Source organism: Nocardia flavorosea NBRC 108225 (assembly GCF_001613385.1).
Taxonomy (GTDB): Bacteria; Actinomycetota; Actinomycetes; order Mycobacteriales; family Mycobacteriaceae; genus Nocardia; species Nocardia flavorosea.
In genome coordinates this window covers 14010-31326 of sequence record NZ_BDCG01000024.1, presented here as the reverse complement: position 1 = coordinate 31326, position 17317 = coordinate 14010, and the positions used below count along the sequence as shown (strand labels likewise).

The 17317-nt window shown below is 67.8% G+C and carries 19 protein-coding genes; 9 read left to right on the top strand and 10 right to left on the bottom strand.

The window, feature by feature from the left end; genetic code table 11:
• The first annotated feature begins 77 nt into the window (after positions 1-77).
• Together NFL01S_RS30455 and nrdF are read left to right on the top strand one after the other, a co-directional pair.
• Positions 78-299 carry a hypothetical protein gene (locus NFL01S_RS30455; protein WP_062979778.1) on the top strand — a complete coding sequence of 74 codons (222 nt, stop codon included), beginning with the start codon at positions 78-80 and terminating at the stop codon, positions 297-299.
• 170 nt (positions 300-469) lie between these two features.
• Positions 470-1432 (top strand): class 1b ribonucleoside-diphosphate reductase subunit beta, encoded by a 963-nt coding sequence (gene nrdF / locus NFL01S_RS30450; protein ID WP_033241225.1) that lies wholly within the window; start codon positions 470-472, stop codon positions 1430-1432.
• Between the two features lie 67 nt (positions 1433-1499).
• On the opposite strand, the gene NFL01S_RS34960 is transcribed toward nrdF, so the two are convergent.
• A complete protein-coding gene (locus NFL01S_RS34960; RefSeq protein ID WP_084493392.1) occupies positions 1500-1655 on the bottom strand; it encodes a methionine/alanine import family NSS transporter small subunit in 156 nt (51 codons plus the stop codon).
• Positions 1655-3235, bottom strand: coding sequence for a sodium-dependent transporter (locus NFL01S_RS30445; protein ID WP_245670959.1), 1581 nt, complete (start codon positions 3233-3235; stop codon positions 1655-1657). The genes NFL01S_RS34960 and NFL01S_RS30445 overlap by 1 nt, the downstream gene beginning before the upstream one ends.
• Positions 3236-3570: 335 nt before the next feature.
• Here NFL01S_RS30445 and NFL01S_RS30440 point away from each other — a divergent pair, with 335 nt between their 5' ends.
• Positions 3571-4014, top strand: a complete 444-nt coding sequence (locus NFL01S_RS30440) for a nitroreductase family deazaflavin-dependent oxidoreductase (protein WP_062979853.1) — start codon at positions 3571-3573, stop codon at positions 4012-4014.
• A gap of 36 nt (positions 4015-4050) precedes the next feature.
• Here NFL01S_RS30440 and NFL01S_RS30435 read toward each other — a convergent pair whose 3' ends face one another.
• Entirely contained in the window at positions 4051-4557 is a 507-nt protein-coding gene (locus NFL01S_RS30435; protein WP_062979776.1) for a nuclear transport factor 2 family protein, read from the bottom strand.
• Positions 4558-4741: 184 nt separating this feature from the next.
• Between NFL01S_RS30435 and NFL01S_RS30430 the strand changes: the two genes are divergently transcribed.
• Positions 4742-5764, top strand: coding sequence for a zinc-dependent alcohol dehydrogenase family protein (locus tag NFL01S_RS30430; RefSeq protein WP_062979775.1), 1023 nt, complete (start codon positions 4742-4744; stop codon positions 5762-5764).
• A 242-nt stretch (positions 5765-6006) separates the two neighbouring features.
• On the opposite strand, the gene NFL01S_RS30425 is transcribed toward NFL01S_RS30430, so the two are convergent.
• Positions 6007-6618 carry a TetR/AcrR family transcriptional regulator gene (locus NFL01S_RS30425; RefSeq protein WP_062979774.1) on the bottom strand — a complete coding sequence of 204 codons (612 nt, stop codon included), beginning with the start codon at positions 6616-6618 and terminating at the stop codon, positions 6007-6009.
• 152 nt (positions 6619-6770) lie between these two features.
• Between NFL01S_RS30425 and NFL01S_RS37220 the strand changes: the two genes are divergently transcribed.
• On the top strand, positions 6771-8711 hold the full coding sequence (locus tag NFL01S_RS37220; RefSeq protein WP_062979773.1) for an ABC-F family ATP-binding cassette domain-containing protein: 1941 nt from the start codon (positions 6771-6773) through the stop codon (positions 8709-8711).
• Between the two features lie 212 nt (positions 8712-8923).
• On the opposite strand, the gene NFL01S_RS30415 is transcribed toward NFL01S_RS37220, so the two are convergent.
• Complete coding sequence (locus NFL01S_RS30415; protein WP_062979772.1) at positions 8924-9904, bottom strand: helix-turn-helix transcriptional regulator; 981 nt, start codon at positions 9902-9904, stop codon at positions 8924-8926.
• A 62-nt stretch (positions 9905-9966) separates the two neighbouring features.
• Here NFL01S_RS30415 and NFL01S_RS30410 point away from each other — a divergent pair, with 62 nt between their 5' ends.
• Positions 9967-10551: a TIGR03086 family metal-binding protein gene (locus NFL01S_RS30410; protein ID WP_062979771.1), complete on the top strand. Its 585-nt coding sequence runs from the start codon at positions 9967-9969 to the stop codon at positions 10549-10551.
• A gap of 179 nt (positions 10552-10730) precedes the next feature.
• Positions 10731-11600: a helix-turn-helix domain-containing protein gene (locus tag NFL01S_RS30405; protein ID WP_062979770.1), complete on the top strand. Its 870-nt coding sequence runs from the start codon at positions 10731-10733 to the stop codon at positions 11598-11600.
• Here the strand turns inward: NFL01S_RS30405 and NFL01S_RS30400 are convergent.
• Together NFL01S_RS30400 and NFL01S_RS30395 are read right to left on the bottom strand one after the other, a co-directional pair.
• Positions 11581-12774 (bottom strand): MFS transporter, encoded by a 1194-nt coding sequence (locus tag NFL01S_RS30400; RefSeq protein WP_084493389.1) that lies wholly within the window; start codon positions 12772-12774, stop codon positions 11581-11583. The genes NFL01S_RS30405 and NFL01S_RS30400 overlap by 20 nt on opposite strands.
• A 98-nt stretch (positions 12775-12872) precedes the next feature.
• The gene (locus NFL01S_RS30395) at positions 12873-14015 is read right to left on the bottom strand and encodes a methyltransferase (RefSeq protein ID WP_062979769.1); all 1143 of its coding nucleotides are present in this window, start codon (positions 14013-14015) and stop codon (positions 12873-12875) included.
• A gap of 23 nt (positions 14016-14038) precedes the next feature.
• Here NFL01S_RS30395 and NFL01S_RS30390 point away from each other — a divergent pair, with 23 nt between their 5' ends.
• Positions 14039-14266, top strand: coding sequence for a hypothetical protein (locus NFL01S_RS30390; protein ID WP_157117126.1), 228 nt, complete (start codon positions 14039-14041; stop codon positions 14264-14266).
• A 124-nt stretch (positions 14267-14390) separates the two neighbouring features.
• Here the strand turns inward: NFL01S_RS30390 and NFL01S_RS30385 are convergent, their stop codons facing one another.
• The 3 genes from NFL01S_RS30385 to NFL01S_RS30370 form a co-directional block, all read right to left on the bottom strand.
• Entirely contained in the window at positions 14391-14948 is a 558-nt protein-coding gene (locus tag NFL01S_RS30385) for a protein kinase domain-containing protein (RefSeq protein WP_168433955.1), read from the bottom strand.
• Positions 14949-15246: 298 nt separating this feature from the next.
• The gene (locus NFL01S_RS30375; RefSeq protein WP_062979765.1) at positions 15247-15468 is read right to left on the bottom strand and encodes a glycine zipper domain-containing protein; all 222 of its coding nucleotides are present in this window, start codon (positions 15466-15468) and stop codon (positions 15247-15249) included.
• Between the two features lie 87 nt (positions 15469-15555).
• A complete protein-coding gene (locus tag NFL01S_RS30370) occupies positions 15556-16515 on the bottom strand; it encodes a GlxA family transcriptional regulator (protein ID WP_062979764.1) in 960 nt (319 codons plus the stop codon).
• A gap of 135 nt (positions 16516-16650) precedes the next feature.
• Here NFL01S_RS30370 and NFL01S_RS30365 point away from each other — a divergent pair, with 135 nt between their 5' ends.
• Complete coding sequence (locus NFL01S_RS30365; RefSeq protein WP_062979763.1) at positions 16651-17298, top strand: isochorismatase family protein; 648 nt, start codon at positions 16651-16653, stop codon at positions 17296-17298.
• Positions 17299-17317 lie beyond the last annotated feature (19 nt).

The following is a 17317-nucleotide window of genomic DNA, read 5'->3' as shown; positions in this document are numbered from 1 at the left end:
CGTTCGCGACCTCCCCGAGACCATCCTGGAATGCCGAAAACGCAGGTAGGACCCCTTGATACCGGTACCGTCGAAGGATGGGCGCCGGTGGTGATCGCTCGCTCGGTTACCGGTTGAGTATCGGGATCGCCATCGGACTGGCGATCGGGATCCCGCTCGGCCTCGCGGTCCTCGGCAATCTCGCTCTCGGCGTCGGGCTCGGAATCGGTTTCGGTCTGGCGTTCGGCCTGGCCATGTCTGCGTCGCCGGAGGGCGACGACCGATCGGGCGGGCGGCACAACCCACCCGGCGACGACTGAAGTAGGCTCGGCGCCTGCGGTAGCCAGTGCGCCGAAGTCCCCGCTCCTCTAGCGCATTCGACGCGATAAACACAAGTTCTGGTGCCGCTCGGTGATTCGACCCCCAAGGGGTAGTGTTACGGCACGCGTAGGGTTGTCGTCGGATTCGTTGGGAAGGGTGTGGAAGCAGCATGAAGCTCATCGATCGGGTTTCGGCCATCAACTGGAATCGGGTACCCGATGAGAAAGACGCCGAGGTCTGGGATCGGCTCACCGGTAACTTCTGGCTTCCCGAGAAGGTCCCGGTATCCAACGACATCCCGTCCTGGGCGACCCTCACCGCGGACGAGAAGCAGCTCACCATGCGGGTGTTCACCGGGCTCACCCTGCTGGACACCATCCAGGGCACGGTCGGCGCGGTCAGCCTCATCCCCGATGCGCTGACCCCGCACGAAGAGGCGGTGCTCACCAATATCGCGTTCATGGAATCGGTGCACGCCAAGAGCTACAGCTCGATCTTCTCCACGCTGTGCTCCACCCGTGAGATCGACGATGCCTTCCGCTGGTCGGAAGAGAACCGCAACCTCCAGCGTAAGGCGGAGATCGTCCTCGACTACTACCGCGGCGACGATCCGCTCAAACGCAAGGTCGCCTCGACGCTGCTGGAAAGCTTCCTGTTCTACTCCGGCTTCTACCTGCCGATGCACTGGTCGTCGCGGGCCAAGCTGACCAATACCGCCGATATGATCCGCCTGATCATCCGGGACGAGGCGGTGCACGGCTACTACATCGGCTACAAGTACCAGCGCGGCCTCGAACAGGTCACCCAGGCCGAACGCGACGAGCTGAAGAACTACACCTTCGAGCTGCTGTTCGAGCTGTACGACAACGAGGTCGAATACACCCAGGACCTCTACGACGAGGTCGGCCTCACCGAGGACGTCAAGAAGTTCCTGCGCTACAACGCCAACAAGGCGCTGATGAATCTCGGCTACGAGGGCCTGTTCCCGAAGGACGAAACCGAGGTCAACCCGGCGATCCTGTCGGCGCTGTCCCCGAACGCCGATGAGAACCACGACTTCTTCTCCGGTTCGGGGTCCAGCTACGTGATCGGCAAGGCCGTCAACACCGAAGACGACGACTGGGATTTCTGATCCCGCGCGCACCGGCACGGGTACCCGAAGCACTCGGGCCCGTGCCGGTGACAACCGTGATATCGGTCTATGTGCGGTGACCGGCCGATTCTCCTGCTGCGGCGGAATCCTCGCCGGCGTCCGGGGTTTCGGGATGACGCCGGATCAGCAGTAGCGCCCCGGCCAGACCACCCCACACCACGACGATGGAAATGATCAGCATGATGATCGCTCCAGTGGACATCAGCTTTCGTCCTTTCCGGCCGGAGTAACGGCCTCGTGTGACGCGTTGCCCGATGCGGCCGTGTCCGGTGCGGGACCGGCGTTACGCCAGGGGATCAGGGCGAGCACGATGCCCACCGCGATGGCGCCGAGCGCCACACCCCAGCCGGCGATCATCAGAAAGCTGCCGGAGTAACCGCTGTAGTTCTCCGCGAACTCCGCGCGCAACGAATCGATCATCATCCAGCCGAGCACGACCGGTGTGACGACGCCCAGGGTGATCTTCCATATCCAGCCCAGGCGCACCACCGATATCGAGTCGACATGGGCCTGCAGCAGCGGCAGTTTCCGCAACCCCCAGGCCACCACCACGACCGCGACCAGAGCGGCGAGCGCCACGCCGTAGGCGTTGATGAAGCGGTCGACCGCGTCGAGCAAGAACAGGCCGCCGCGGGTCGGGAAGAGCGCGATGGAGACCGCCGCGGCAGCGCCGCCGACGATGAGCACGGTCGGCACGCGGTCCATACCGGTGCGGTCCTGTACCGCGGATACCAGCACCTGCACAATGCTTATCAGCGAGGTCAGGCCCGCGATCAGCAGGGAGCTGAAGAACAGGATGCCGAACCAGGCCGCCCCGGCGGTCAGTTCGGAGATGATGGCGGGGAACGCGACGAACGCCAGCCCGACACCATCGGTCACGACCTCGTCGATCGCGGTGCCGGCCTGGGTCGCCATGAACCCGAGAGCCGCGAAGACACCGATTCCGGCAAGGATCTCGAACGAGCTGTTGGCGAACCCGGTGACCAGCGCCGAGCCCGTCAGATCCGCCTTACGCCGCAGATACGAGGAGTAGGTGATCATGATGCCGAACCCGACGGACAGCGAGAAGAAGATCTGACCGTAGGCCGCCACCCAGACTTTCCCGTTGGTGATCGCGGACCAGTCCGGCGAGAAGAACGCGTCGAGCCCGCTGGCCGCGCCGGGCAGGAACAGGGCCCGCACCACGAGGATGCCGAAAAGCACCACCAGCAGCGGGATGAAAATCTTGCTGGCGGCTTCGATCCCGCGGCGCACCCCGAAGCCGAGCACGCCCAGGGTCACCAGCCAGACCACGATCAGCGGTATCGCCACCCCCGGGACGTAGGACGTCCCGAAGGACGGTTCGTCGGCTTGGTGCAGGAATTCGCCGAAGAAGGCGTCGGGATCGTCGCCCCACTGCTGGCCGACCGAGAACCCGACGTAGCGGGCCGCCCAGGCGATGATCACCGCGTAGTAGGTGGCAATCACGAAACAGATGGCCACCTGCCACCAGCCGAGCGCCGTCACCCGCCGGGACAGCCGGTGGAACGCCAGCGGTGGCGAGCCCCGGAACTTGTGGCCCATCGCGTAGTCGAATATCAGTACCGGAATACCGGCTGTGAGCAGTGCTATCAGGTACGGCACCAAGAAGGCGCCGCCGCCGTTCTCGTAGGCGACATAGGGGAATCGCCAGATATTGCCCAGTCCCACCGCCGAACCGATCGCGGCGAGCAGGAATCCGGCTCGTGTACCCCATTGTTCCCGGGGTCGGTCGACCTGCCCCATGGTTCCTCCGTTCCTCATCCGGACCACCACGCGCCGAGGTTCCGCGAGTGGTGCCGTCACCTGCCCCCGATACCGCGGGCCACGTAACGATAAGGCTCGAATACCCCGGACCCTGGTGTGCCGAACCCACGGCGAGGCGCACCACCTCCACCGGAAGCAATCGCAGTGGTCGGCGCGAACGTGCGGTCGCTATCGGATCATGCGGTATTTCTCGGCTACCGGTCGCCGAGGACCGAGGTTTCCCGGAGGCGGCGGCTGTCCCCCGCAACCGCTACGCTGCCGGAGCGGGCCGCATCGGACGGTTCGCTTCGTTCGGGGCACGGACCAGGTGTGCCGAGGTGGAGGAGCGCGCGATGGCAGGCGATAACGTCAAGATTCCCGGTTGGCTGAAACCGATGAACCGGGCGATGGTCGCCGTCAGCCGGGTGGGGATCGCATTGCCGATGGCGTTGCTCACCGTTGCGGGCCGGAAATCCGGCAAGCTCCGCACCACGCCGGTGACACCGTTCGAATACGAGGGCGCCGAGTACGTTCTCGGCGGTATTCCCGGCGCGGACTGGGTGAAGAACGTCCAGGCCGCCGAGACCGCGGAACTCGAGGTCGGGCGGCGGAAACGGACGGTGCGCCTGGTGGAGATCCCGGCGGCCGACAGCGAACCGGTGCTGCGGGAGTTCCCGCGACTCGTGCCCACCGGTGTCCCGGTCATGATCAAGTCGGGGGTGGTGACCAGCGACGACCCCGACGAGTTCGCCGCCCTGGCCGGCCGGTGCACGCTCTTCCGTATCGAGGACGCCTGACACCTCCGCGCGAACGCATCGACCGGCTCGCCGTAACTACTGCGCGATCCGGCAGGTTTCGTCGACCGGCCGCGTGATCGACCAATACTGCTCGAACCGGCAGGCGGCGATCTTCCATCCGCCGTCCTCGACCACGTATTCGTCGTCGTACTCGCCGGTCATCACCGTCTCGGTGTTCTCGATCAAGTTCACCTGGCGGAATTTCAGTGTCCACTTCCCGGAGGCACGCTCCGCGTCGAGGACGGTGATATCGGGGTGGGTCCCGTGATGCATATCGAGGATCACGTTCTTCCCGTCGACCTTCTGCAACGCGATCTTCTCGAATACCGCCGCCATCCCGTCGGCGTCGAAGGAGCCGAGCGCACCGTAGTCGACCGCGGCCCCCGCGGCGACGAAACACTCCCGGAAAGCCTTCGGGTCCTTCGCGTCGCACGCCCGCAGGTAACGATGTTTGAGGGCCTTGATCGCCTCGACCGCCTCCAGCCGCGCGACCCGCTGCATCAGATCGGTTTCTTCGGATTGCGGTAGCGGTGCAGGCGGCATACTGGCCCTCCTCGTACAAGGGTTCGGCCGACCGGAGTCGGCGATTCGGTCCGGGCGCAGTGTATCTCCGTACGCGGATCCCGACAGCCGGGTCTCTGCTCCGTCACACCGCCGCGTGGCGCCCCACGGTGACCGCCGGGTGGCGGGACGATCCCCGAAACCACCGGAGAAGGAGAACACGAGAATGCGTGGAGTCATGCTGTACGCCCCCGGCGATGTACGGGTCGAAGACCGTACCGACCCGGTGATCGCCGAACCCACTGATGCGATCATCCGGATCGCCGCCACCTGTATCTGCGGGTCGGATCTGTGGCCCTACCGCGGTGTCGAACAGGTCGACGGCCCCGCGCCGATGGGGCACGAGTACATCGGGGTGGTCGAGGAGGTCGGCCCGGATGTGCGCGACCTGTCGGTGGGCGATTTCGTGGTGGGGTCGTTCTTCGCCTCCGACAACACGTGCGAGATCTGCCGCGCCGGCTATCAGAGCCGCTGTGTACACAGCGTCCCCATCGGTTCGATCGGCACCCAGGCCGAACGCGCCCGGATCCCCCTCGCCGACGGCACCCTGGTGCCCGTGCCCGGGTCCCCCGGTCCCGCACAGTACCCGGCCCTGCTCGCGGCCTCCGATGTGCTCGGCACCGGCTGGTTCGCCGCGGTCGCCGCCGAGGCCGGGCCCGGGAAGACGGTGGTCGTCGTCGGTGACGGTGCCGTCGGGCTGCTCGCCGTCCTCGCCGCGAAACATCTCGGCGCCGATCGCATCATCGCCATGAGCCGCCACGCCGACCGCCAGGCGCTGGCCCGCAGGTTCGGCGCCACCGATATCGTCGAAGAGCGCGGTAGATCGGGCGTGGCGAAAATCAAGGAACTCACCGGCGGGCTCGGCGCGCATTCGACCATCGAGGCAGTCGGCACCCAGGAGTCGATGATGCAGGCCATCCGCGCGACCCGCCCCGGCGGGCACGTCGGCTACGTCGGCGTCGCGCACGATGTCCAACTCGACGGGATGCAGCTGTTCTTCTCCGGGGTGCACCTGCACGGCGGTCCGGCCCCGGTGCGCCGCTTCCTGCCCGACCTGATCGACCTCATCGTCCGCGGCGAAATCGACCCCGGTGAGGTTTTCGACCTCGCTCTCCCGCTGGAACAGGCCGCGGAGGGCTACCGCGCCATGGACGAACGCCGCGCCACCAAGGTCCTGCTGACCGTCTGACCCGGCGCGGGCAACAACCGGGGCCGACGGTCGGAGTGCGCGCGATACAGGCCGGGGCGAGCGAGGGAGACCCCCTCGGGGGTACCGGTGGCGGCGACACCGGTACCGGCCCTCGGTGAGCGCCGACCGGTGCAGATCCCGGTCGGCCCCCCAGGGCTGGAGTTCGTCGACCGGTGCCGGTTCGAATCACGACACGAGGCAACCCGATCGGGATACAGGTGTCGACCGATGCGCGAACGCCGCTACCGCGATGGGGCGAAGGCACCCGCGCGGCCTGCGAGGGTGGCGGCGTGCGCAGCGCGGTCCGGGAGAGCGGGATCGGTTGGGGCACGAAGTAATACGACGTGATGGTAGACGGGGGCGGTGGCGGCGATGAGGAGGGCGCGGTGGTCGGTGTGGGGTGGGAGTTCACCGCGGCGGAGGGCTCGTTCGACGACTATCTCGGATTGGGTGTAGCGATCTTCCCAGAGTTGTTGCAGGGCCCGGGCTGCCTCGTCCGAACGGAACGACACCGCGACCAGTGCCGCCGCGATCGAGGGTTGTTCGGTGAAGGATTCCTGGATTTCGGCGTTGAGCGCGGCGAGGTCGCCGCGTAGCGAACCGGTGTCGCGGGGGTGCCAGTCGATATCCGCGGCTGCGTCGAAGAGGTCGGCGATGAGGCCGCCGGTATCGCGCCAGCGGCGGTACACCGTGGTGCGGTGCACGCCGGCGCGGGCCGCGACCGTATCGACGGTGAGCGCGTCGTAGCCGTGTTCGGTGAGTTCCGCGCGCACGGCGTCGAGGACCTGCTCGCGGATGCGGGCGGTGCGGCCGCCGGGGCGGGGCCGGGGGCGGGGCGGGTCGTGTGGGTTCATCGTCGGTTTCCGGTTGCTCGAATGGGTGGTGGCGTGGCATCATCCTAATGCAACTGTTGTCGCACTAGTGAGGGTGCCGATGTTCTTCCGAAGTGTTTCCCCGGTCCTGCGGTCGTCGATGGCCGCGTCCTCGAATACTTCGGAGTTCCTGTATGCCCACTCAGATCACCGCACACGCGGTCAGCAAATCGTTCCACGGCCGGCTCGTTCTCGACGAGATCACATGCTCGCTCGGCGCGGGTGAACGCACCGGGATCGTCGGGGAGAACGGGTCCGGTAAATCCACCCTGCTGCGGCTGATCGCCGGGCGGGAAGCGCCCGACCGGGGCGAAATCATCGTCGATGCCGCGGGCGGTATCGGCTATCTCGCCCAGGACGAACAGCTACCGGCACGGCTGACGGTCCAGCAGATCATCGACCGGGCGTTGCGCGATCTGCGCCGGATCGAAACACGGATGCGTCACCTGGAGGCCGGGATGGCCGCGGGCGACGACTCCGGATTGACCGAATACGGCGATCTGACCACCATTTTCGAACTGCGTGGTGGTTACGACGCCGACGCCCGGGTGGAACGCGCCCTGCACGGACTCGGTTTGGGACTGGTTTCCCGGGAACGCACCGTCGCCGGGCTGTCCGGCGGCGAACAGGTCCGCCTGCGGCTGGCCGCACTGCTCGCAGCCGCACCCGAGGTGCTGCTGTTGGACGAGCCGACCAACCACCTCGACGACAATGCCCTGACCTGGCTGGAAGACCACCTGCGAACCCGGCGGGGAACAACGGTGGCGGTCTCGCACGACCGGGTCTTCCTGGAGCGGGTCACCACCACCTTGCTGGAGGTCGACGCCGACCGCCGGCGCGTGACCCGCTACGGCAACGGCTACCGAGGCTTCCTGACCGAGAAAACCGCGGCGCGGCAGCGCTGGACACAGGCGTACACGCAGTGGCAGTCCGATACCGAGCGGTTACGCGAAACCATCGCGACAACGGCGCGCCGCGTGGCGCCGGGCCGGGCGATGAAGGACAACAACAAGATGGCCTACGACCGGGCAGGCGGGCGGGTTCAGCAGTCGCTGGCCGGCCGGGTCCGCAATGCCGAGGAACGGCTACGCCGCCTCCTCGACGATCCCGTACCGCCACCCCCGGAACCATTGCGGTTCACAAACTCCCTCTGGACAGCCGGGGCGCAGGGTACCGCGCCGGGCACGCGACCTGCCGTCTCACCGGATCGGGCGGATCCCGGTGCGCTCGACGGCGCGCCGGGCCCTGGGCTCGAGCCTGCCCCGATCGATGTGTCCGGCAGAGGACAGGGTGACACATTCGAGCCGCGAAGCGAGGTCGGCAAGACAATGCACGTCGCCTCGGCCGAGAAGGCCCATGGCGGCGGGCACGAGAAGACCGCCAAGCCCGGCTATCCGAGGGAAGACGTGCCCGGCAGAGCCCAGAACTCGAGCAACAATGCCTACGGCAACGCATCCGACAGGGTGACGCGTATGGTCCCCGGCGGAGCATGTGGCGTGGTGCTCCACGCCACCGATATCAGCGTCGCGAACAGGCTGACGTCCACGAGTTTCGCGGTCGCGGCCGGTGAGCGTGTGCTGATCACCGGCCCGAACGGCGCGGGCAAGACCACGTTGCTCCGTGTGCTGGCAGGTGAACTCGAACCGGACAGCGGAACAATCACTCGCCGCGGCCGTATCGGTTATCTCGCACAGGAACCCCGCACCGGCGATCCCGGCCGCACTCTGCTGGCCGCCTTCGCGCACGGCCGCCGAGGCGTTGCCGACGAGCATGCCGAGCGACTGCTCGCGCTGGGACTTTTCTCCCGCGAACAGCTCACGACCCGGGTCGGTGAGCTGTCGACCGGCCAGCGCCAGCGGCTGGCGCTGGCCCGGCTGGTCACCGAGCCGACGGCAGCGCTACTGCTCGACGAACCCACCAACCACCTCTCCCCCGGTCTCGTCGAAGATCTGGAGACCGCCCTGTCCCACTACGCGGGCGCGCTCGTGATCGTCAGCCACGACCGGCGGCTGCGCAGCCGCTGGCAGGGTGCCCTCCTGACTCTGCGAGCCCCCTCTCATGCCGGTGTTCCCTGACCCGGATACCCGGCGGGACACCCCGATCCACTCGCGACCCGAAACGAAGGAGTCTCCGCATTGCCCGACACCCCCACATCTGTTCCCGCGGACCCCACCGTCCTGCACCCCATGCCCGGCCAACCGCGAGTGGTGCTGCTGAAACCTTTGGTCACCTCACCACTGCGCGTAGGCGGCTTACCTTGCTCGAGAACCCTTCAGTCGATCAGGTGTCACTCCGACCCCCGGGGCATACCTCCGCTCCGATGATGCTCCCGTGCTCGTTCCGCGATCGCGACGATTTCCCCGCGCAATGCGTCCGGGGCGAGCACCTCGACCTCGGACCCGAAACCCACCAGCATGGCGGCCGCTGCACGGATATTACGCACCTGCATGCTGTACACATCCGGGTCGCCGGCGGCGGGTCGCGGGTCGGCGAGCATGGTGACCGAGAGCGATCGCAACACCATCGGCAATCGCGGCCGGTGGATCCGCAACGTGATCTCGATGCCGGGGACGTTGCGGAAATCGTCGCGCATCCGCTCCCATACCTTGCGCAGATCCAGGTCCGGTGGCCGGTATGCAGGTACGCCCAGCCGGCGGACGGCACTGATCCGGGAGATCCGGTAGCTGCGCGGACGGCCGCGATGGGTGGCGACGAGATACCAGGTGGTGCCGACCTGGAGCAGGCCCCACGGGTCGACGGTCCGCTCCCCCGGCGCGGCGGCCTCCTTGCTCTGGTATCGGATACGGATCCGCTCGTCGTCCAGGACCGCGTCGTGGACCTCGGCCAGCGCGTCGAGAGTGTCGGGGTCGCGATGCCAGCCGCCGCCGTCGAGGACGATCCGATCCCGGACGTGATCGACCAGCCGGTGTTCGTGGTCGGGCAGTGCGGAGGCGAGCTTGCGCAGCGCGCTGCTGAACGAGTCGCCGAGTCCGAGCGCCTCCGCCGCGCCCAGCCCGCCGGCCACGAACAATGCCCGCGCTTCCGCGCTGGTGAGCTGTTCGACATCCGGATCGTAACCGGGTACCAGCGCGAATCCACCGCCGCGGCCGTGCTCGGCGTAGACCGGGATACCGGCGGTCGACAGCGCGTCCATATCGCGCAGCACGGTCCGTTTGGTGACTTCCAGCCGGCGGGCCAGCTCTGCGGAACTCATCCGCCCGTGCCGGCGCAGCAACTGGACGATCTGGAGGAGCCGGTCCGCACGCATCTGTCCAGGATTCCACCAAAAGGTGACATGAGATGTCACCGCTGGGGTCGCAGGCTGGTGTCATGACACAGATTCCCGATTTCCGAGCAGACCTCGCCGCGGCCCATCAGTGGGTCGCCGGACTCATGAACGCGGTCCGTCCCGAGCAATGGTCTGCCCCTACCCCCTGCGCCGATTTCGATGTCCGTGCTCTGCTGGAACATCTGTCCTGCCACCCGGCCAAGATCACGGCCACCGCCACCGGCGCGGACCCTCGGCCCCTGCCTGCGCGCGCCGATATCGACGAGAACGATCCCGGCGAGGACTACCTGAAGCGGGCAACTGCCGCTCTCGAACAATGGGCCGACGATTCCCTTCTCACCCGCACGCTCACCGCCCCCTGGGGCGAAGCTCCCGGCGGTCTCGCACTCGGCGGATATCTGATGGAAACCGTCGCCCACGGCTGGGATCTCGCGGTGGCCACCGATCAGGATCCGGAAGCCGACCCGGCTCTCGTCGCCAAAGCCCAGGCCGTCGCCGAACGCGCACTCACCGACGACTCCCGTGGCCCCGGCGCACCGTTCGGCCTGCGCGTCCAACCGCCCGCCCAGGGCGGTCCTACCGAACGCCTCGCGGCCTTCCTCGGCCGGTCTCGCCCCACGAACTAGCTGATCGTTCGCCGTGAGCGCCCCGCCGGGCACGGCGAACGGCCGGGCCCGGCCGGGTTGTCACACCGGCCGCGGCCAGTGCGGCGACGACGGTGCGCGACCTCGAGCCGCGGCCCGCCCTCGACCGCACCGCCCACCATCCCGCTACCGTGGATTCGGCAAGATCGGCATCGAGAAGGATGTGCACAGTGACAGTCGTCGATCCGGGCCCGGGTGGCCTCGATGAGGTTCTGGCCGATCTGCGGTGGAGATTCGTTCAGCGCGATGTATTCGTCCTGGCCCCCGGTCGTTGGCAGTTCCTGCCGGGCGAGCCGAGCGCGCTGATCGTCAGCGAGGGTCTGGTCCGGGTCGAGGGCCTGGAGGAACCGGAGGATCTCGCGCACGGGGATTTCCTGTTCGTCCCGCACGCCGGCCGTTTCGCGCTCAACGCCCTGTCGGACGCCAGGGTCCTGCGGATTCAGCTCGCGCCGGTCACCGCGGGCGGAGCCATGGCGGCACTGCCGCCCCGGGTGTTGCTGACAGAGTTCACCCGGCACGCCCCGCTGGCCGCGACGATGATGCAGCACCTCGTCGAGGAATGCCCCGACCCGCACGGTGTGCAAGGCGACCGGGTGTCCACTTTGATCGCATCGATGGCGATCGAATCCTGGCACGATCGCGGCTGCGCTCCGAAACGGTGGCTGCTGCGCGTGGACGAGCCGGGAATCGCGCAGGCGGTAGCCGCCATGCATGCCGAGCCCGGGAAGGATTGGACCGTGGAGGCACTCGCGCGGATCGCATTGGCGTCGAGGTCCGGTTTCGCGGCCCGGTTCCAGGAAGCAACGGGCCTCACACCGGGTCGCTACCTGACAAAACTGCGGATCGAGCGGGCGCAACGTTTCTTGGCCGAACAGGAGATCTCGGTGGGTGCCCTCGCCCGGCAGCTCGGTTACCGGTCCGAAACCGCGTTCGGGCGGGCATTCCGCCGGCACACGGGCCGCACACCGTCGCAGTGGCGGCGGGCAGCCCGGGTGCCGGCGGTGGAGACAGCTACCTCGGCGCCCGGCTGAGCGTGGTCCGGATCAGGACACCGCCGATCACCGCCGCTACCGCTGCCAGACCATAGGTCGCGGTGAGGCCGATACCGTCCACACCACGGCCGCCGACCGCGGAGCCGAGGATGATCGCGAGCTGGAAACCGCCCACTACCAGCCCGCTTCCGGCCTCTACCCGGTCGGGCAGCATACGGGTGATCCAGACCTGCACCAGATTCAGGATTCCGCCGAACGCGGCGCCCCACAGCACCGTCGCCACGTAGCCCAGCGGCGGGAAAGCAGCGGAGGCGATGAGCGCGATGAGCGACAGCCCGATGGCCGCCGGTACCGTCGGCAGCAGCACACTCAACTGCCGGTCGGCCAGTGCCCCGAGCGCGAAGTTACCGATGACACCGCCGATTCCGAATACCGCCAGCAATAGCGCGATCGTCGCCGGCCCGGCGTTCAGTAGCTCGGCGAATGCCGGACGCACATAGGTGAACCCGGCGACATGGCCGCCGATAGCGGCGACCACACCGACCAGGCCCAGCGTCACTCCCGGCGCGCGCAATGCGCCTCCCACCACCGACCAGCCGATTCCCGGCGTCGGTGCGATCGGCGGCAGAACCATACGGACGGCGACAGCGGTGATCAGCGTGAGCCCCGCCGCGACCCCGAAAGCGGTTCGCCAGCCGGCCACTGTACTCAGCAGCACGCCGAGCGGTACACCGGCCACCGTGGCGACAGTGGTTCCGGCATTCACGATCATCATCGCCTTGCCGAGGCGAGCCGCGGGCACCAGTTGCGAGGCGATCACCAGTGCCATGGACCAGTAGCCTCCGACGGCAACACCGAGGACGAGCCGGGCGATCAGCAGCAGCGCGATATTCGGTGCCACGGCGACCGCGATATCGGAGACCGCGGCGGCGACGGTGAGCGCCACCAGCAGCGTGCGCCGGTCGATCCCGGGGAACAACGAACTCAGCCCGAGGGCAGCCATGAGGGCGGTCAGCGCGGTGGCGCTCACCGACAGCCCGACGATTCCCTCGGCAACGTTCAGATCGCCGGCCAGCGTGGTCAGTACGCCCGGCGGTAGGAATTCGGCGGTCACCAAGGAGAAGCTGCCGAGGAACATGATGAACAGGGCGGGCCATGCCCGCCGGGTCGATTCCGGTGTCGCCGCGCCGGGCGGCAATGTGCTCGTTGTCATGCCCGATGCAACAAGCGAACAGCGCCGGGCACGCGACCGAAACGCCACGGCAACCGACTCGAACGCCACAGTTGCGCTGCGCTGGACACAGCACCGCGTCAGGCCGGCACCAGCCGCCACAGCGAGGTGATTTCCTGCCGCCGGGCTTCGTGGAGTGGGTCGGCGGCGTCGGCGGCCTTCGGGTGCTGCGGCGAGGTGTCGTGGCGGCCGGCGATACGCAGACCAGCCTCGGTGATGTGCGTGCGAAGTTCGTCGCGGGTTCGGAGACCGAGGCGTTCGGCGAGGTCGGACAGGATGAGCCAGCCCTCGCCGTCCGGAGTGAGGTGGTCCGGGAGTCCGCGCAGGAAGCGGCGGAGCATATCGGAGTCGTGGTCGTAGATACCGAGTTCGAGGGCCGACGTCGGCCGGGCCGGAAGCCAGGGCGGGTTGCATACGACCAGGTCGGCGCGGCCGCCGGGCCACAGGTCTGCCTCGACCACCTGCGCGGTGACGCCTAGGCGGTCCAGGTTTGCGCGGGCGCAGTTCACCGCACGCGGGTTGATATCGGTGGCGACCACCCGGGCGCCGCGGCGGGCGAGGACGGCCGCGAGCACGCCCGTGCCCGTGCCGAGGTCGAATACCAGCGGTCGCTCGCCCCCTGCCGGCAAAGCGGTCCGGGCGACGAGGTCGATGTATTCCCCGCGGACCGGCGAGAAGACGCCGTAATCCGGGTGGATGCGCGCCCCCAGCGCGGGTATGTCGACACCTCTCAGATGCCATTGGTAGGCGCTGAGCACACCGAGCAGTTCCGGTAGTGATACACAGAGCCGTTCGGTTCCACCGGCGGCCGGGCCGTCCGCAACAGTGCCGTAGGCGTGCTCGCAGGCCGGCCGAACATCCGGCGCGCGACGCAGCTCGAGAGAATACCCGGGTTCCAGCACCACCAGCACTCGTCCGAGCAGCTCGGCACGTATCGTCCGGATAGCGCGTTGACTCTCGAAGAGCGACGCCGGATCGCTGCCGGTCGCAACGGCACGCGAGCTTCGCTGCCGACGGCGTTCCAGGGCGCGGACGAGCTGACGGGCATTGTGGAAATCACCCCGCCACAACAGCCCTGTCCCTGCCTTGGCAAGACGGTGCGCGGCGTTCGCGGTCGTGCGATCGTCGATGACGACGATACGTGTGGGCGCGAGGGACGCGTTCTCGGAATGCCAGCGCGCCGACGATATCGTCCCGCTCTCGGTCCAGCTGATGGTGGTCATGTCGTACTCCAGGGGGAACGAAGGTGCCTCGGGTCGGCATCGCTTCGATGCAGGAGTACGGCCGGGACTACCCGCCGGTGGGCATGCAGACCGCGCAGAGCGCACCCCGCGTCGAAGCGCGGGGGCGGCGATCGCCCAGCACCATGCCCATGACCACGGTCGATTACCTCCGGTTGTGTACGCATATCTTCGCACGCACTTCGATCCCCGGCACGACCGCCTGCAGTCCCCTGAACCAGGACGCTGCGTGACATGCCGCGCCGGCAATTCGGTACTCGACAGTTGTTCGAGCACAGTAGTTCCGCCGTCGCGGCTGCTCGCTGAATCGGCCGCACCACGTCATCGAATATGCCGGGGAAGCTGCCCCGGCACAGACTAGAGAAGGATTGCTGTGTCCGGGCGCAGGGCGGTGTCGAGGAAGCGGCGGGCGGAGCGGGAGGCCGACGGCGGGGTGCCGGACAATGCATATCGGGCGGCAACGGCAAGTTCCTCGCAGCTCTGGTAGCGGTCCGCGGGGTCCTTGACCATCGCCCGGGCGATCACATCGTCGAAGGCGGCCGGAAGCGTAGGACGGATTGTGCTCGGCACCGGAACCGGTTCGTGCCGGTGCACGTGGATCAACTCCCGGTCGCTCCGGTTCGGGTAGGGAAATGAACCGGTGAGCAGTTGATACAGTGTGGCGCCGAACGAGTAGATATCGGAGCGATGATCGGGCAGCGAGCTCAGGAAGCGTTCCGGGGCAACATAATACGGCGAGTATTCACGGTGTCCGCCACCGGTGACGGTGGCTTCCTCGTCGAGGCTTCGGGCGATACCGAAATCGGCGACCAGCACCCGCTCGGTTCCGGCGTCCGCCGCAACCCGGTCACGATCTTCCGGTCGGGCAGCGAGGAGTCGGCGCAGCTCGTTGCCAAAACTATCGGGGCCGCTCACCACACGCAGCGAATATCGGCGGAGCGGGTTGCCGGTCCTCGGTGCGATGTGCACCCGAACCGGGGGCCGTCCTGGGCGGGAGCCGAGACTGCGGATACGTAGCCGGGGTCGATCACCCGGTGCATCTCGCACGGTAGCCGGACACCGCCCCGAAGGGGTATCGCGACGAGGATGCCGCGCTGCGCCGAATCAGAACGCTGCCCGCGGTCGGACCGAACACCGCCCCCGCCGCCGGTGCCACTGCCGTTCAACATCGCTGTTCCGGTCGCGGCGCCGAATACCGGTGCGCCCGAGCGTTTCAGCCGTCGACTTCGGGTTTGTCCCGGTCGTCCGGCGCATTGTCGCCGGAGTCGCCCTTCATCGCCAGACCGAAGGAAATTCCGATCGCGACACCGATTCCGGCACCGATGGCGAGATTACCCAGCGCGACCCCCACGGCCACGCCGATCGCCAACCCGATGGCCAGCCCGGCTCCCATACCGCCACTCAGGGGACCATTGCGCTTCGCGGGACCGACCATGCCCCGATGCTACGTCCCGGCCTCGCGGGCGCTGATCGAGGTGGGTCGCGACGCAGAACCGAAGCAGTGACGAGCCCCGTCGAATGCTCACCGAGCGGCCGAATCGGCGGTGAACCGCCGACGGTAGGCGGTGGGCGTGGTTCCGAATGCGGCCGTGAAGTTCTGCCGGAAGGTCACCGCGCTACCGAAACCGCAGGCCGCGGCGAGGCTTTCGATTCCCCAGTCGGTGGTTTCCAGCAGCGCTCGCGCTTCGTCGAGGCGGCGTTCCAGGATCCAGCGGGCCGGTGTGGTGCCGGTGGTCTGCTGGAAATGCCGGACGAAGCTGCGCCGGCTCATGCGCGCCTGTTCGGCCAGCATATCGACGCTGAGCGGCTGGTCCAGCCTGGCCAGGGCCCAGTCCAGCACCTCCCCCAGCGCGCTCCCGGTGGCAGGTCGCGCCAGGGGGCGTTCGATGTACTGTGCCTGCCCGCCTTCGCGGTGCGGCGCGACGACCAGAGACCGCGCCACCCTGGTCGCTGCGGCGGCGCCGAGATGTGTGCGAACCAGGTGCAGACAGGCGTCGAGCGCCGCCGCTGTGCCTGCGGAGGTGAGCACATCGCCGTGATCGATGTAGAGCACCGAGGTATCCACCCGGACCCCGGGGCGGCGCTCGGCCAGTAGCGACATCGCCGTCCAATGGGTGACGGCCGCGCGCCCGTCGAGCAGGCCCGCGTCGGCCAGTGGGAACGCACCCAGGCACAGACCGGCGATCGTCGCACCGCGCCCGTGCGCCGCGGCGAGCTGTTCGCGCAGTTCGGGGCCGGTCGGCGCGATCGGTAGCGACCAGGACGGGACGATCACGATATCGGCGTCGTCGACGATTTCCGGACCGGCGATATCACCGATCGGGTATCCCTCGGCCGTCCGGATCGACCCACCGTCCGACGACCACAGCCGGGTCTCCCAGTCGGTGGGGAGCCCGAGCCGGGTGACCTCACCGAACACCATCAGCGGCACGGACAGATGGAACATCGTGATCTCGTCGAAGGTGAAGACGGCGATTCGCATACGGGCTCCCATATTGGCCTGAACTCATCGAAAGTATGCATTCGTGCCACTCACATGTTCGCGCCGGGGGGCGAACAATCGAACAGGACGCCCTTCCGGCGTACGACCCCCGACCTTCCGAGGAGCAGAATCCCCATGTCGACCGCCCGCCGTGCACTAATCGTCGTCGATGTCCAGCAGGAATACTTCGCCGGACCGCTCGAGGTCCAGTACCCACCGCGCACCGAATCGCTCGCCAATATCGTCGTCGCGATGGACGCCGCCCGCGCCCACGACATTCCCGTGGTCATCGTGCAGCACCACAGCCCCAGCGGTTCACCGGTGTTCGTCGAGGGCACGCCGGGCTGGGCCCTGCACCCCGACATCGAGGAACGCACCGCCACCGCGAGCAAACATCTGCACAAGGAGTACAGCAGCGTCTTCGCCGGCACGGACCTCGTGGAGTGGCTGCGCGCCCACGAGATCGACACCGTCACGATCGTCGGTTATATGACCAACAACTGCGATCTCGGCACCGCCGTGGAAGCGGAGGGTCACGGCTTCGCCGCGGAGATCCTCTCGGACGCCACCGGCGCCGTCCACCTCGCCAACGAGGCCGGGCGGGTTTCGGCGGAAGTTCTGCACTCGACGCTGATGGTGCTGTTGCAGTCGAACTACGCGGCGGTCACCACGACGGCCGAATGGATCGAAACCCTGCCTTCCGGAGCGCCTTCGAGCAAGAGCAACCTCGTCGCTTCGGCAATAGCAGGCGGTTCGGCCGTCGCACCCGTACCCAGTTCCTGACGACCGCCGGTCGCCGCCC

What these genes read in the sequence shown, in the direction of transcription:
- NFL01S_RS30440 (WP_062979853.1), top strand. Translation starts at nt 3,571, where the DNA reads ATGGCAGGCGATAACGTCAAGATTCCCGGTTGGCTGAAACCGATGAAC.
- NFL01S_RS30395 (WP_062979769.1), bottom strand. Translation starts at nt 14,015, where the DNA reads ATGACCACCATCAGCTGGACCGAGAGCGGGACGATATCGTCGGCGCGC.
- NFL01S_RS30375 (WP_062979765.1), bottom strand. Translation starts at nt 15,468, where the DNA reads ATGGTCGGTCCCGCGAAGCGCAATGGTCCCCTGAGTGGCGGTATGGGA.
- NFL01S_RS34960 (WP_084493392.1), bottom strand. Translation starts at nt 1,655, where the DNA reads ATGTCCACTGGAGCGATCATCATGCTGATCATTTCCATCGTCGTGGTG.
- NFL01S_RS30370 (WP_062979764.1), bottom strand. Translation starts at nt 16,515, where the DNA reads ATGCGAATCGCCGTCTTCACCTTCGACGAGATCACGATGTTCCATCTG.
- NFL01S_RS30430 (WP_062979775.1), top strand. Translation starts at nt 4,742, where the DNA reads ATGCGTGGAGTCATGCTGTACGCCCCCGGCGATGTACGGGTCGAAGAC.
- NFL01S_RS30455 (WP_062979778.1), top strand. Translation starts at nt 78, where the DNA reads ATGGGCGCCGGTGGTGATCGCTCGCTCGGTTACCGGTTGAGTATCGGG.
- NFL01S_RS37220 (WP_062979773.1), top strand. Translation starts at nt 6,771, where the DNA reads ATGCCCACTCAGATCACCGCACACGCGGTCAGCAAATCGTTCCACGGC.
- nrdF (WP_033241225.1), top strand. Translation starts at nt 470, where the DNA reads ATGAAGCTCATCGATCGGGTTTCGGCCATCAACTGGAATCGGGTACCC.
- NFL01S_RS30400 (WP_084493389.1), bottom strand. Translation starts at nt 12,774, where the DNA reads ATGACAACGAGCACATTGCCGCCCGGCGCGGCGACACCGGAATCGACC.
- NFL01S_RS30405 (WP_062979770.1), top strand. Translation starts at nt 10,731, where the DNA reads ATGTGCACAGTGACAGTCGTCGATCCGGGCCCGGGTGGCCTCGATGAG.
- NFL01S_RS30425 (WP_062979774.1), bottom strand. Translation starts at nt 6,618, where the DNA reads ATGAACCCACACGACCCGCCCCGCCCCCGGCCCCGCCCCGGCGGCCGC.
- NFL01S_RS30415 (WP_062979772.1), bottom strand. Translation starts at nt 9,904, where the DNA reads ATGCGTGCGGACCGGCTCCTCCAGATCGTCCAGTTGCTGCGCCGGCAC.
- NFL01S_RS30410 (WP_062979771.1), top strand. Translation starts at nt 9,967, where the DNA reads ATGACACAGATTCCCGATTTCCGAGCAGACCTCGCCGCGGCCCATCAG.
- NFL01S_RS30435 (WP_062979776.1), bottom strand. Translation starts at nt 4,557, where the DNA reads ATGCCGCCTGCACCGCTACCGCAATCCGAAGAAACCGATCTGATGCAG.
- NFL01S_RS30365 (WP_062979763.1), top strand. Translation starts at nt 16,651, where the DNA reads ATGTCGACCGCCCGCCGTGCACTAATCGTCGTCGATGTCCAGCAGGAA.
- NFL01S_RS30445 (WP_245670959.1), bottom strand. Translation starts at nt 3,235, where the DNA reads ATGAGGAACGGAGGAACCATGGGGCAGGTCGACCGACCCCGGGAACAA.